Raw genomic sequence first — 14,511 nt, forward strand, 5'->3', positions numbered from 1 at the left:
GGATGAACCAAATACATGGGAAACTTCAAAGATTATCAGTTAAATCCCGACATTATTAACGCCATTCATGATATGGGGTTTGAAGAACCCTCACCAATACAAGAGGCTTGTATCCCTACCATTTTAGAAGGTGTTGATGTTGTGGGGCAAGCGCAAACAGGAACGGGTAAAACCGCAGCCTTCGGTATCCCAGTCGCCGAGAGAGTGACATCACAACCGAAGATTCAGGCTCTTATATTAACGCCGACGAGAGAATTGGCTATCCAAGTGTCGGGTGAATTAAAGAAGATTGCAAAGTATAAACGAATCAAAACACTGCCAATCTATGGGGGCCAACAGATAGGCCATCAAATTCGTGCCTTAAAGCAAGGGGTGCAAGTGGTCATCGGGACCCCAGGGCGCATTTTAGACCATATTCGTCGCAAAACCCTTCGCTTGCAGGATGTTAAACTAGCCGTATTAGATGAAGCGGATGAGATGCTTGATATGGGGTTTGTTGATGACATAGAGCAAATTCTAAAAGAAGTCAACAAAGATAGGCAAACGTTACTATTTTCAGCGACGATGCCCCCAGAGATAAAAAAACTTACTCATCGTTACATGGACAAACCTAAGTGGATTAGTATTAGCCACAATGAAGTCGTGGCCCCACTCATTGATCAATTTTACTACAAGGTACTGGAAAAAAATAAGCTTGAATCCCTGTGCCGTATACTCGACCAGCAGGATATTGAACTAGGTATTATTTTCTGTCGCACCAAGCGTGGTGTTGATGAACTTTCTGAAGCTCTCCAAACGAGAGGTTACATGACGGATGCCCTGCATGGGGATCTGTCACAGGCTCAACGTGACAAAGTCATGAATGCTTTTCGTGACGGTGAGCTTGAGTTTCTAATCGCAACGGATGTGGCCGCCAGAGGGATTGACGTGGAGAACGTTTCTCATGTTATTAACTATGATATCCCGCAGGATCCGGAAAGCTATGTTCACCGTATAGGAAGAACGGGGAGAGCGGGGCGTAAAGGGTTGGCGCTCACGCTTGTGACTCCGAGAGAAATGACTCACTTGCGTTCAATCGAACAGAAATTCAAACATCCGTTAGAAGCGAAGGATTTACCATCTTTAGAAGAAGTGACTGAGAGACAACAAAGCCTATGGAAAAAGCAAATCATTGAGCTTCTAGATAAGAATGAAGATCTCTCCGTTTTTTCTGAAGTGATAGACGAGCTGGTCCAGCATTATCCTGCCGACAAAGTAGCCACGGCCGCTCTAAAATTAGCCTTTAACGATTCCCTCCCATCCAAAGATGCCCAATATAACTTTGGTGAAACAGGAGCATCTAAAGGCATGGTGCGTTTCTTCATGAATGTTGGACGCAACGTAAACATGAATCCGAAAACGTTACTAGAGGAAGTGTCAGACCTCGTCGGCATTTCGCCGAAGGTGATTGGACGCATCGATATCTTTGAAAAATTCACCTTTGTTGAAGTACCGGAGGACGTGGCGCCGTTTGTCTACGAAGCGTTACGCCACTCTAGAATTCACGGTGCACGTGTGGTATTAGAGCCAGCGAAACCGAGGGAAAGAGATACCTCTCGTTCATCAAGACAGGCAGGACGTTCCAATCATAACAGAAGATCAGAAGAGAACAGAAAGTCAAATGAGAGGGGAAAACGACAATACTCTCGCCCTAATCATAAAGGATAGTTCATCAAGCTGTCTTGACGGCTTGAAAAGACACAAAGACCGGGCAAACGCTCTTCATTTAAAAAAAAGCGAATAAATGTTCGCAAAATGTATTGGCAAATGATTGAAAAAAGGGTACAATGGTTCTAAGATATCATGAACAAGGGAGAGTTGAAGAATGTCAGATCGTCGAGCAGCGCTTGATATGGCCCTTCGCCAAATCGAAAAGCAATTTGGTAAAGGGTCTGTAATGAAGATGGGTGATGCTGTTGCAAATAACCAGGTTTCAACAGTTTCTAGTGGTGCATTAGCATTGGATATTGCTTTAGGTATAGGAGGATATCCACGGGGAAGAGTAGTCGAGATTTATGGACCGGAATCATCGGGTAAAACAACGGTCGCGCTACATGCGATAGCTGAAGTCCAACGTAACGGTGGACAAGCGGCATTTATTGACGCAGAGCACGCCTTAGATCCAGTTTATGCTCAAAAACTGGGGGTTAACATTGATGAACTTCTTTTGTCCCAGCCTGATACGGGAGAACAAGCATTAGAGATTGCAGAAGCGCTTGTACGTAGTGGCGCCGTTGACATGATCGTAGTCGATTCCGTCGCTGCGCTTGTACCGAAGGCTGAGATTGAAGGAGAAATGGGAGACTCCCATGTAGGGCTTCAAGCGAGATTAATGTCACAGGCCCTTCGTAAGCTATCTGGTGCCATTAACAAGTCCAAAACAATCGCTGTTTTCATCAACCAAATTCGTGAAAAAGTGGGTGTGATGTTCGGAAACCCTGAAACAACACCTGGGGGACGTGCCCTTAAGTTCTACTCTAGCATTCGTTTAGAAGTGAGACGTGCTGAAACGATCAAACAAGGTAACGATATGGTTGGAAACAAGACGAAGATTAAAATTGTGAAGAACAAAGTGGCACCACCGTTCAAACAATGTGAAGTGGACATCATGTATGGAGAAGGGATTTCCCGTGAAGGTAGTATCCTGGATATTGGCAGTGATCTCGATATTGTGCAGAAGAGTGGAGCCTGGTACTCCTTTAATGATGAACGCTTAGGCCAAGGTCGTGAGAACGCCAAACAGTTCTTGAAAGAAAACCCTGAGGTTTGCCTCGAAATCGAAAATCAAATCCGTGAAAAACATGAACTTGATCAAGTTGGAGAGTCAGGTGACGCTTTTTCAGGGGATGATCAGGCTGACGAAGAGCTTGCTCTAGACTTAGAATAAACAAGAGCATTATAACATCACTTTAACCATCTATGTGTTTCGTTTAGACGTGTTCTATTATAAAATTAAGTTGTACCACACCATCCCGCTGACAAATAGCGGGATGTTCTTTTTTAAAGGAAATTATGAGGATAAGAGGAGTTGGGGTTGTGAGTAAGCCGACCATCATTTCCAAAATACAGAAACAAAAAAGACATGCACAACGCTATAACATATACATCGATGATGAGTATGCTTTTAGTGTACATGAAGATGTCATCGTCTCACATCGGTTGCTGAAAGGAAGAGAAATTGATGTAGACGAGATGAAAGGGATTCTCAAGGCGGAAGAAAGTAAAAAAGCCGAGTTATCAGGATTAAGGTACCTAGGATACCGTCCTCGAACAACGCAAGAAATGAACCAATACCTGTTACAGAAAGGATATGAGCAAGAGCTGATAGAAGCGCTCATTGATCAATGGAAAAAACAAGGCTATCTCGATGATGAAAAATTTGCCATGCAATGGGTAACTGAACGTCTCAGGACAAAAAGGAAAGGCCCGTATGTACTTCAGGAGGAACTACGTCAGAAGGGGATAGCGACCATCTACATTGAGCGAGCGTTAGCCCAAATAGAGGAAGAAACCCAACGTACAAGCTGTTTAGCGTTAGCGGAGAAGAAATGGCGTACACTGGCGCAGGAGAAGGATGAGCGCAAGAGGAAGCAAAAACTCATTTTATATTTACAACGACGTGGCTATACTTATGATATCATTCAATCCATTCTACCGAATGTGATAGAGTCTTGACATGCTATTGGCACAACTATACAATTAAATTGCACGTTTATCTTTTTACATCCTTTGTTAGATTGTGACATTCTGTTATTCTGCTTTTGCTAAGTGATTGATGAATGGGTGATTTCATCAGCTCATTCCAAGGGTATAGCCGAACAATGAGTATGTAATGAAAACGAAATGAAACAGAAACACAAACGAAAGTACGAATGTAAAGATGGTTTAAAAGTGAAATGAAACGCAGCCAACATGATAGTAAGAGGAGGTGAAGATATGGATAACCCGATTTTATTTATCTTCATTTTGCTAGTCTCCTCAATTGTCTGTCTAGGTGTTGGATACTTTATTCGTAAATCTATAGCGGAAGCCAAGATTTCAAGTGCAGAAGAGGCTGCTACGCAAATACGTGATCAAGCGGAGAAGGATGTTGAAGCGCTCCGTAAAGAAACCCTCTTAGAGGCGAAAGAAGAGGTTCACAAACTGCGTACAGAAGCTGAAGGAGAAATTCGCGATAGAAGAAATGAAGTTCAACGTCATGAACGTCGACTGATTCAAAAAGAAGAATCACTAGATCGAAAAATGGAGTCTCTTGAAAAGAAGGAAGATTCACTCGTTCAAAAAGAACGACATATTGAAGAGATGGAAAGCAAAGCGGAGAAATTAGTACAAGCCCAAGTAGCTGAATTAGAACGTATTTCTAACCTAACAACAGAAGAAGCAAAACAAACGATCCTAGAAAGTGTTGAATCGGAAGTACGCCATGAAACAGCCTTAATGATTAAAGATATGGAAACAAGAGCCAAAGAAGAGGGCGATAAGAAAGCCCGGGAAATCATTTCCTTGGCAATACAACGTTGTGCAGCCGACCACGTAGCAGAAACAACCGTATCGGTGGTTGCCTTACCGAATGATGAGATGAAAGGTAGAATTATTGGTCGTGAGGGGCGTAATATTCGTGCTCTTGAGACATTGACAGGGATAGATCTCATTATAGACGATACACCAGAAGCGGTTATTCTGTCCGGTTTTGACCCAATTAGACGCGAGATTGCCAAAACAGCACTAGAAAAGCTCGTGGCTGACGGCAGAATCCACCCTGCGCGAATTGAAGAGATGGTGGAAAAAGCCCGTCGTGAAGTGGACGAAAGAATTCGAGAGTACGGTGAGCAAGCCACTTTTGAAACTGGCGTTCATGGGTTACATCCTGATTTAATTAAGATTTTAGGTCGTTTGAAATTCAGAACAAGCTACGGACAGAACGTACTGAAACACTCTATGGAAGTCGCTCATTTGACAGGTCTTATGGCAGCAGAGCTTGGCGAAGATGTGACGTTAGCGAAGCGCGCCGGCTTACTGCATGATATCGGTAAAGCGATTGACCATGAGGTTGAAGGTAGTCACGTCGAAATTGGAATTGAGTTAGCGAAGAAATACAAGGAACACCCAGTCGTCATCAATGGTATAGCATCTCACCATGGGGATGAGGAAGCGACCTCCATTATCTCACTTCTAGTAGGGGCGGCAGACGCACTTTCTGCGGCTAGACCAGGAGCGAGAAGAGAAACGCTTGAAACGTACATTAAGCGTTTGGAGAAACTTGAAGAAATCTCCGAGTCCTTCGACGGTGTAGAAAAATCATACGCTATCCAAGCGGGTCGTGAGATTAGAATCATGGTTAAACCAGATCTCATTGATGATGTAGAATCATATCGCTTAGCACGTGATATAACAAAGCAAATTGAAGCAGACTTGGATTATCCGGGACATATTAAGGTGACGGTAATCCGAGAAACAAGGGCAGTAGAGTATGCCAAATAAGTCAAAAACTATAAACTTATAACATGGAAAGTCCATTCTGTTTACGACGATGTTTGGTCAAACAGGATGAGAAAAAAAGTGGCCTAAAGGGTCACTTTTTTCATTTTATGTTGGATATGCTATGATAGAAAAACAGTAACATCATTTGGAGGGTATACATGAGAATTTTATTCATTGGAGACGTTGTAGGCTCACCAGGCCGAAACATGATTCATACATATTTATCGAAGCTGAAGTCAATTTATCGACCGGCGGTCACTATTATTAATGGTGAAAATGCGGCAGGAGGTAAAGGGATTACAGAAAACATCGCTAAGTCTTTTTTTGAAGCGGGGGCGCAAGCGATTACACTTGGTAATCATACGTGGGATCAAAGAGACATTGGTGATTATCTTGATGACACGAATGCGATCGTTCGTCCAGCGAATTTTCCAGAAGGTGTGCCTGGCAGAGGGTTCACCGTGATTAAAATAAATGAGCTTAAATTGGCTGTCATTAATTTACAAGGTCGAACGTTTCTTCCACCGATCGACTGCCCTTTTACCAAAGCGGATCGTATCATTAACGAAGTGAAAAACATCACCCCAAATATATTCGTTGATTTTCATGCGGAGGCAACCAGTGAGAAGCAAGCCTTGGGATGGTATCTAGACGGAAGGGTTTCTGCTATTGTCGGTACGCACACCCATGTTCAGACCGCGGATGAAAGAATATTACCTCAAGGAACCGCATATATCTCTGACGTAGGGATGACGGGGCCACGTGATGGGGTCTTGGGAATGAATCGAGAAGCCGTCCTGACTCGTTTCCTTACGGCCATGCCTAGTCGTTTTGAAGTGACTAAGGAGGGGAGCGCGCAGTTAAACGGTGTAGTCATTGACATTGATGAAAAAACGGGGCAGGCAAAACACATTGAACGGATATGTATCGATGAAGATCACCCTATGCACGATTAATCTTAACAAATCATCACGTAATAAAAATAAATATGTTGAATTTTGCGAATTTTATTTGCTTTTGGAAGGAATTTTATGAGTACCTAACGAATATAGTTAAAGTGGTAACAATCATCAAACGAGGAGGTTCAAATTCATGGAGGTATTAAAAGTTTCAGCAAAGTCCAATCCCAACTCTGTAGCTGGTGCACTCGCTGGCGTGTTAAGGGAACGTGGCGCTGCGGAAATACAAGCAATTGGTGCTGGTGCACTTAACCAAGCGGTAAAGGCCGTAGCCATTGCAAGAGGATTTGTAGCACCAAGTGGTGTTGACCTCATTTGTATTCCTGCCTTCACCGACATCTTAATTGAAGGTGAGGAGCGGACTGCAATTAAGTTGATTGTAGAACCACGATAATTCAGCGAAGATAAATGATGATAGGAACCTGTTTGCTACCACGATGGCAGACGGGTTTTCTGTTTTTTTACTTCGGTATAACCACAGTGATGAATTGAGCTTTTTCATAAAATAGACAATTCGGGGTGAAACAAGGTGAGAATATTTGATGGGCACTGTGACGTGTTGTATAAAATGTGGGATCGAGGGGAGCATACACTGTTCCATGAAAAAGCGGATGAATTACACAGTTCTTTTGGCAGGTTAAAGAACGGCGGTGTTAAGGTTCAAACGATGGCGATCTATGTCCCGCATAAGGTCCCGGTTGAGTCTAGACTCTCTGCTGGTCTACATATGGTGGATATCTTTTACGAGAACATACTGTCTCAACGAGAGGATATCGTGTTAATAAAGGGAGTGGAAGAACTAAATCAGCTTGAGCACAATGAAGACAAGCTTTATATTTTACTACATATAGAAGGAGCAGAGCCTTTAAAGGGAGACTTAACGCAACTAAGAACATTTCACCGCTTAGGGGTCCGAAGCTTAGGTTTTACTTGGAATTATCGTAATGAGGCTGGAGACGGAGTGAAGGAAAGATCGCCTAGTGGGTTATCTCACTTTGGACTGGCCTTACTAAAAGAGATGAATAGGCTCAACATGGCCGTTGATATATCTCACTTATCTGAACACGGCTTTTGGGATTGTCTCGATCATACTTCACAACCTATTATGGCCTCACACTGCAATGCAAGGACGCTATGTGACCATCCGCGCAACCTATATGATGAACAGATTAAAGCTATATTTAGTCAACAAGGGGTTATTGGCATTAATTTTGTTCCCTATTTTCTAGCAAAAAGAGAACAAGTCGATATAAAAGATATATTAAATCATGTCGAATATATGTTATCATTAGGAGGAGAAAACTACATAGGATTCGGTTCAGATTTTGATGGCATCTCTCAAACGGTCACAGGGATGGAGCATAGCCAGAAATTCAGTGATCTGATTGAAGAGTGTCTCAAGCATTATTCTGAATCTATTGTCCAAAAGTTGTGTTTTGATAACTGGAAACAATATTATATGAGATTGTGGAAAGACTAGGCTCATACGGTGTTGAAAGGGGTTGCAATTCTATATAAATAGGACTACAATTGAGAAAGTTTGAGAACCTTTTAGATTCATAGTTTTGAAGAATTATGATTTTTTTTGATTTCATTCTAGCAGTTATTGAGGAAACCCATCACAGCGGACATGTTAAAAGGGAGTGGAGTATATGATCAATCAACTTTCATGGAAAGTTGGCGGACAGCAAGGGGAAGGTATTGAAAGTACTGGAGAAATATTTGCAACAGCCTTAAATCGATTGGGCTATCATTTGTATGGATATCGTCACTTCTCCTCCAGAATTAAGGGCGGACATACGAATAACAAAATTCGCGTAAGTACAGAAGCATCACGTTCAATTTCCGACGATTTAGATATTTTAGTTGCATTTGACCAAGAAACGATCGATGTGAATATACATGAATTATCCGATAAAGGGATCGTCATCGCCGATAGCAAATTTGAGCCTTTCATACCAGAAGGGTTTAACGGAGACCTATACTCTATTCCGTTCACTAAAATAGCGGATGAGCTTGGTACTTCTCTCATGAAAAACATGGTGGCCGTTGGGGCATCGAGTGCAGCATTAGGTCTTGATACAGAACCGTTCCAAAATGTCGTTGCCGAAGTCTTTGCTAAGAAGGGACAAAAAATTATCGACATGAATGTCAATGCTGTAAATGAAGGGGCGAAGTATTTTAATGACCAGGCCAATGGTGTCATCGAAACGCTACGTCTTGAGCAAGGGGACGGAAAACAGCGTATGTTCATGATCGGAAATGACGCGATTGGTTTAGGCGCTATTGCAGCTGGATGTCGCTTTATGGCCGCTTATCCAATCACGCCCGCATCTGAAATTATGGAGTATCTAATTAAAAAGCTACCCGATTTTGGCGGAACAGTTATCCAAACGGAAGATGAGATTGCAGCCGTGACGATGGCCATTGGAGCGAATTATGGTGGCGCGAGATCGTTTACTGCCTCTGCCGGCCCAGGGCTTGCACTCATGACGGAGGCCATCGGCTTGTCAGGAATTACTGAAACGCCTTTGGTCATTGTTGATACACAACGCGGCGGACCTAGTACTGGTTTACCAACCAAGCAAGAACAAGGGGACATGAATGCTTTAGTTTATGGTTCTCCAGGTGAAATACCTAAGATTGTGTTGACACCAAGCACAGTTGAAGATTGTTTCTATGATACGGTAGAAGCTTTTAACCTGGCAGAAGAATACCAGTGCCCTGTTATTATAGCAACGGATTTAGCCTTATCTCTAGGTAAACAATCCGTTGAACCTTTAGATTATAGTAAAGTTGACATACGACGCGGAAAATTACTAGACGAAGTTCCCGAACACGAAGGGGATTTATTCAAACGTTATGAGGTCACGGAGGATGGTATATCGCCACGGTCAATTCCAGGACAGAAAAACGGGATTCACCATGTCACTGGTGTAGAACATAACGAAGTGGGACGCCCGTCTGAAGATAATCAAAATCGTAAAGACCAAATGGATAAACGACTCCGTAAGCTAGAGAACTTCGAGTATCCTAATGCCTTACAAACAGACTGTGAACACGAAACACCTGATGTTCTCATTGTAGGCATTGGCTCCACGTACGGCACGATTAGTGAAGCAAAATCAAGGCTTGAGGCTGAAGGCGTGAAAGTCAATCATGTGCACCCTCGTCTCATTTTACCTTTCCCTACGGAAGCATTTTCACCATACATTCAATCAGCGAAAAAAGTGGTTGTTGTTGAGAATAACGCGTCTGGGCAATTAGCTGATCTTATGAAGCTTCATCTTGACGACAAAGAAAAGATTCACAGTGTATTGAAGTATGATGGAAATCCATTTTTGCCATTCGAAATTCATCAAAAAGTGAAGGAGCTGGTCTAGATGGCTACGTTTAAAGATTTCCGAAACAAAGTAAAACCAAACTGGTGCCCAGGATGCGGTGACTTCTCTGTTCAGGCGGCTATACAACGGGCTTCTGCCAATATTGGTTTAGAGCCTGAAGACCTCGTCGTAGCCTCTGGTATTGGCTGCTCTGGCCGTATTTCAGGTTATATTAACGCCTATGGTTATCATGGTATTCATGGTCGTGTCCTTCCCATAGCCCAAGGGATTAAAATGGCCAATCGTGATTTAAAAGTGATCGCTTCTGGTGGTGATGGAGACGGATTCGCCATCGGGATGGGACACACCGTTCACGCTATCCGCCGTAATATAGATGTCACCTATATCGTCATGGATAACCAGATTTATGGGCTAACCAAGGGTCAGACATCGCCTCGCTCCTCAACGGGCTTTAAAACGAAGAGTACACCTGCGGGATCAATTGAATCTTCTCTTAACATCATGGAGATGGCTTTAACAGCTGGTGCTTCATTCGTCGCTCAAAGCTTTTCAAGTGATCTAAAAGGTTTAACAAAACTGATTGAGCAAGGTTTAGAACACAAAGGCTTCTCGCTCATTAATGTATTTAGTCCTTGTGTCACCTTTAATAAAGTGAATACGTATGATTGGTTCAAAGAGAATTTAACGGACCTATCCAGCGTTGAAAATTATGATCCTCATAACCGGATGCAAGCGATGCAGACTCTAATGGAACATGAAGGTCTTGTCACAGGCCTGATTTATCATGATAAAGATAAACCTTCTTATGAAGATCAGGTTCAAGGATTTAAAGAAGAAGGATTAGTGAAGCAGCCACTAGAAATCGGGGAAGAGAAGTTTGATCAGCTCTGTCAACAGTTCATGTAATACTGCCATATTTAGAAGAGGGTGAGATAAACTCACTCTCTTTTTTTATGTTCGATAACAGAACTAATAAAAAAAATTGAAATTCTATCTTATATCATATTTTGTGCGCGTCCTGTAGACAATGGAGTTGTGGCTGTATTGTAAAGAGTGATATAATGTATTTATAATCATATTTTCAATTATAGGAGAGACTGAAAGGGGAGTTCATCTTGGGTGGAAAAATGAGGGCGATTGTCAAACATCATGCGGGTTTCGGTGCCGAGATGCAGATGGTCGATATCCCCACGATCAAACCTGATGAAGTACTAATACAAGTAAAAGCCACCTCCATATGCGGTACGGATGTGCACATATATGAATGGGATGAGTGGTCTGCCGCGCGCGTTAACCCTCCCTACGTTTTTGGGCATGAATTTGCCGGTAAGGTCGTAGAGGTTGGAAGCCAAGTATCAAATGTCAGTGTAGGGGAGCACGTGTCTGCTGAAACACATATCGTCTGTGGCAGCTGCCCCCAATGTTTAACGGGTGACTATCATATCTGTAAAGACACCAAGATTATCGGTGTTGATACACAAGGATGTTTTGCTGAATATGTCGCTTTACCTGCTAAGAATCTGTGGAAGAATGATCCGAGCTTACCGTTTGAGTTAGCATCAATGCAAGAGCCTATGGGGAATGCAGTTCAAACCGTTCTTTCAGGACCTGTTGTAGGTAAGAAGGTGGCTGTGATCGGTTGTGGACCTATAGGGCTGATGGCCGTATCTATAGCCAAAGCTTCAGGGGCAGCAGAAGTCATAGCACTCGACCTTAACACCTACCGTTTAGAGCTAGCACAAAAACTAGGTGCCACACAGGTCATTAATCCCGGTACTGAGGACCCGGTCGAGAAAGTGCGTGCTTTAACGCATGATAACGGGGTAGATGTCGTGCTAGAAATGTCAGGACACCCTGTGGCCATTGATCAAGGGTTTAAGATGGTCACAAATGGTGGTCGTGTGTCCATGCTGGGATTACCGACGCGAAATGTAGAGGTCGATATTACCAACGATATCGTGTTTAAAGGGATACAGGTACACGGGATAACAGGGCGTAAGATGTTTGAAACTTGGGTACAAACAGCCGGTCTACTAAAGTCTGGCTCAGTGGACTTAAGCTCAATCCTTACACATACGTTTAAACTAGAGGAGTTTGAAAAAGGATTCGAGTTAATGCGAAGTGGAAAATCTGGTAAAATTGTATTAACGCTTTAATTAAAACAGATGCAATCCAATGTATGCTGATCGTGATATATAAGGAGGAATGAAAAATGGAAGGTTTTGAGTATCTACAAAAAGAACTAGATGAGATGAAGGACAAAGGTGTTTTTCGTCCCCTTACAGCCCTAGAAAGTGATCAAGGCTCAAAGGTGACCATCAACGGCAAAGAAGTGATCCAACTATCTTCTAACAATTACTTAGGTCTGACGACACACGAGTCCTTGCGCCAAGCAGCCTTAAAAGCAGTGGAAGACTTTGGGGCTGGGACAGGTTCAGTTAGAACGATTGCTGGGACATTTTCAATGCATGAAGATTTTGAGAGAAGACTAGCAAAGTTTAAACATACAGAGGCTGCACTTGTTTTTCAATCTGGTTTTACAGCTAATGTTGGTGTGCTATCTTCAATATTGACAAAAGAAGATGTGGTCATTAGCGACGAGCTCAATCATGCCTCAATCATTGACGGTATTCGTTTAACAAAAGCAGGACGTCGTATATACAAGCATAGTGATATGCAAGATCTTGAACAAGCGTTGCAAGAAACCCAGTCCTACAGAAAAAGATTGGTCGTAACCGACGGCGTATTTAGTATGGATGGTGATATTGCTCCTCTACCTGAAATCGTAGAACTCTGCGAGAAATACGATGCACTTGTGATGGTTGACGATGCCCATGCGAGTGGTGTGCTCGGTGCGAATGGGAGAGGGACAGTTGATCACTTTGGACTTAACGGTCGTGTCCACATTCAGGTGGGGACTTTAAGTAAAGCGATTGGCGTGCTCGGCGGTTATATTGCCAGTACCCAGACCGTTAGAGATTATCTTATTCACAAAGCGAGACCTTTCTTATTCAGTACGTCTCATCCTCCAGCTGTAACGGCAGCTTGTCATGCAGCGATTGACGTGCTTGAAGATGAGCCAGAGCTCATAGATCGTTTGTGGGAAAACACGAGATTCTTTAAAGAAGGTTTACAATCACTTGGGTATGAGACAGGGAAGAGCGAAACGCCTATCACACCTGTTATGATTGGTGATGAAGCGGCCTGTATGAAGTTCTCAGATGCGTTATTTGAGGAAGGTGTATATGCCCAAGGGATCGCATACCCTACTGTAGCTAAAGGGAATGCCCGTATCCGCACCATCGTTACCGCACGCCATACAAAGGAAGAGCTAGAGCAAGCGTTAGACGCATTTGAAAAAGTGGGTCGAAAGTTAAATATACTTTCTTAAATTAACAATGAAGATTCGAAAACCCTGTGACAAAAGTGTGAACAGCTTGTCGTAGGTATTTCTAATATGCTATTCTATGTATGTACTTCATGCAAAATTGGTATAATTAGTTATGTACCAATTTTCGTTTTTTTTTGTATTCTACCGATTTCTCTGAGGTTTGTTTGAGAGGATCTGAGATAAGATATGGTAGAGGAATCAACATAGAAAGTGGGGTAAATGTGTGATGAGAAAGTGGCAAATCGTACAACGCTTCTTGCCTATCCTTACAGTCATGCTATTACTCGCTGGGTGCGGTGCGCCTGAGCTATCAGCATTGGACCCAAGCGGTGTAGTAGCCGAGAAGCAATTATCTCTAATTATACTTAGCTTAGCGATTATGGTCTTTGTCTTTCTTGTCGTTATCGTGATATTTACATATGTTTTGATACGATACCGAGCAAAACCGGGACAAGAAGATGAAATTCCAGAGCAGGTAGAAGGTAACCACAAGTTAGAAATTATATGGACTGTGATTCCAATTCTACTGTTAATCGTCTTAGCCATTCCGACTGTAATGACAACCTTCACTCTAGCAGAGGAAGCACCTGAAGAGGGAGATGCGATGAGAGTTGAGGTTGTGGCAAATCAATACTGGTGGGAGTTTAGATATCCTGATCACGGGATCGTTACGGCTCAGGAACTTCATATTCCTACAGGAGAAAAGGTTTATGTAACGTTAGATTCTAATGACGTGATACACTCTTTCTGGGTGCCAGCTATCGCCGGGAAGATGGATAATAACCCTGGTTTAACGAATAACTTCTGGTTACAAGCAGACCAAGCGATGACGTATGACGGTCGTTGTACAGAATTATGCGGACCTTCACACGCGTTAATGAACTTTAAGGTCGTAGCTCAGGAACCGGATGAATTTGAATCATGGGTGGAATCAATGCAAAACTTTGAAGATGTCGCTGAAGAAGAGGTTGAATCCGAAGCGGTTGCGTTAGGACGCGAAGTTTATGCGACGAATTGTATCAGTTGTCACGCTATTGACTCAACTCAGGAAGGCGGCATCGGCCCTAACCTTGCAGGGTTTGGAGATCGCGAATTTTTTGCAGGTCTATTTATGAAGCCAAGTGATGATCCTGAAAGTGCGAATGAAGAGCTAAAAAGCTGGATACGGGAACCTTATAAGTATAAGCCTGATAACAACATGCCTGAATTTCCAGAAAGTCAAATATCAGATGAAGAATTGGACGCACTAGTTGAGTATCTTCATTCGCTTACTCTTGAGTAAAATCGACTAAGAACT

General features: G+C 42.8%; 12 protein-coding genes. All 12 read left to right on the forward strand.

The features are described 5' to 3' along the window. The first annotated feature begins 15 nt into the window (after positions 1 to 15). The 12 genes from JKM87_RS01770 (at position 16) to coxB (ending at position 14,496) form a co-directional block, all read left to right on the forward strand. Positions 16 to 1,707 carry a DEAD/DEAH box helicase gene (locus JKM87_RS01770; RefSeq protein WP_202077224.1) on the forward strand — a complete coding sequence of 564 codons (1,692 nt, stop codon included), beginning with the start codon at positions 16 to 18 and terminating at the stop codon, positions 1,705 to 1,707. A 157-nt stretch (positions 1,708 to 1,864) separates the two neighbouring features. Further along, a complete protein-coding gene (recA, locus tag JKM87_RS01775; RefSeq protein WP_202077227.1) occupies positions 1,865 to 2,926 on the forward strand; it encodes a recombinase RecA in 1,062 nt (353 codons plus the stop codon). A gap of 149 nt (positions 2,927 to 3,075) precedes the next feature. Further along, positions 3,076 to 3,714: a RecX family transcriptional regulator gene (locus tag JKM87_RS18145; protein ID WP_202077230.1), complete on the forward strand. Its 639-nt coding sequence runs from the start codon at positions 3,076 to 3,078 to the stop codon at positions 3,712 to 3,714. Positions 3,715 to 3,975: 261 nt separating this feature from the next. Continuing rightward, positions 3,976 to 5,520 carry a ribonuclease Y gene (gene rny, locus JKM87_RS01785; protein ID WP_202077234.1) on the forward strand — a complete coding sequence of 515 codons (1,545 nt, stop codon included), beginning with the start codon at positions 3,976 to 3,978 and terminating at the stop codon, positions 5,518 to 5,520. Positions 5,521 to 5,678: 158 nt separating this feature from the next. Then, entirely contained in the window at positions 5,679 to 6,476 is a 798-nt protein-coding gene (locus tag JKM87_RS01790; protein WP_202077236.1) for a TIGR00282 family metallophosphoesterase, read from the forward strand. Positions 6,477 to 6,612: 136 nt separating this feature from the next. Continuing rightward, a complete protein-coding gene (spoVS, locus tag JKM87_RS01795; protein WP_202077239.1) occupies positions 6,613 to 6,873 on the forward strand; it encodes a stage V sporulation protein SpoVS in 261 nt (86 codons plus the stop codon). Positions 6,874 to 7,008: 135 nt separating this feature from the next. Continuing rightward, positions 7,009 to 7,959 carry a dipeptidase gene (locus JKM87_RS01800; RefSeq protein ID WP_336885109.1) on the forward strand — a complete coding sequence of 317 codons (951 nt, stop codon included), beginning with the start codon at positions 7,009 to 7,011 and terminating at the stop codon, positions 7,957 to 7,959. A gap of 172 nt (positions 7,960 to 8,131) precedes the next feature. Further along, positions 8,132 to 9,862, forward strand: a complete 1,731-nt coding sequence (locus JKM87_RS01805) for a 2-oxoacid:acceptor oxidoreductase subunit alpha (RefSeq protein ID WP_202077245.1) — start codon at positions 8,132 to 8,134, stop codon at positions 9,860 to 9,862. After that, positions 9,863 to 10,729, forward strand: coding sequence for a 2-oxoacid:ferredoxin oxidoreductase subunit beta (locus JKM87_RS01810; protein WP_202077248.1), 867 nt, complete (start codon positions 9,863 to 9,865; stop codon positions 10,727 to 10,729). A gap of 209 nt (positions 10,730 to 10,938) precedes the next feature. Next, the gene (gene tdh / locus JKM87_RS01815; RefSeq protein WP_202077250.1) at positions 10,939 to 11,979 is read left to right on the forward strand and encodes an L-threonine 3-dehydrogenase; all 1,041 of its coding nucleotides are present in this window, start codon (positions 10,939 to 10,941) and stop codon (positions 11,977 to 11,979) included. A 56-nt stretch (positions 11,980 to 12,035) separates the two neighbouring features. Beyond that, on the forward strand, positions 12,036 to 13,214 hold the full coding sequence (locus JKM87_RS01820) for a glycine C-acetyltransferase (RefSeq protein WP_202077253.1): 1,179 nt from the start codon (positions 12,036 to 12,038) through the stop codon (positions 13,212 to 13,214). A 226-nt stretch (positions 13,215 to 13,440) separates the two neighbouring features. Then, positions 13,441 to 14,496, forward strand: coding sequence for a cytochrome c oxidase subunit II (gene coxB, locus JKM87_RS01825; RefSeq protein ID WP_202077256.1), 1,056 nt, complete (start codon positions 13,441 to 13,443; stop codon positions 14,494 to 14,496). Positions 14,497 to 14,511: the final 15 nt, after the last annotated feature.

Origin of the sequence: Caldalkalibacillus salinus (assembly GCF_016745835.1) — a bacterium.
In the GTDB taxonomy this organism is placed as follows: domain Bacteria; phylum Bacillota; class Bacilli; order Caldalkalibacillales; family JCM-10596; genus Caldalkalibacillus_A; species Caldalkalibacillus_A salinus.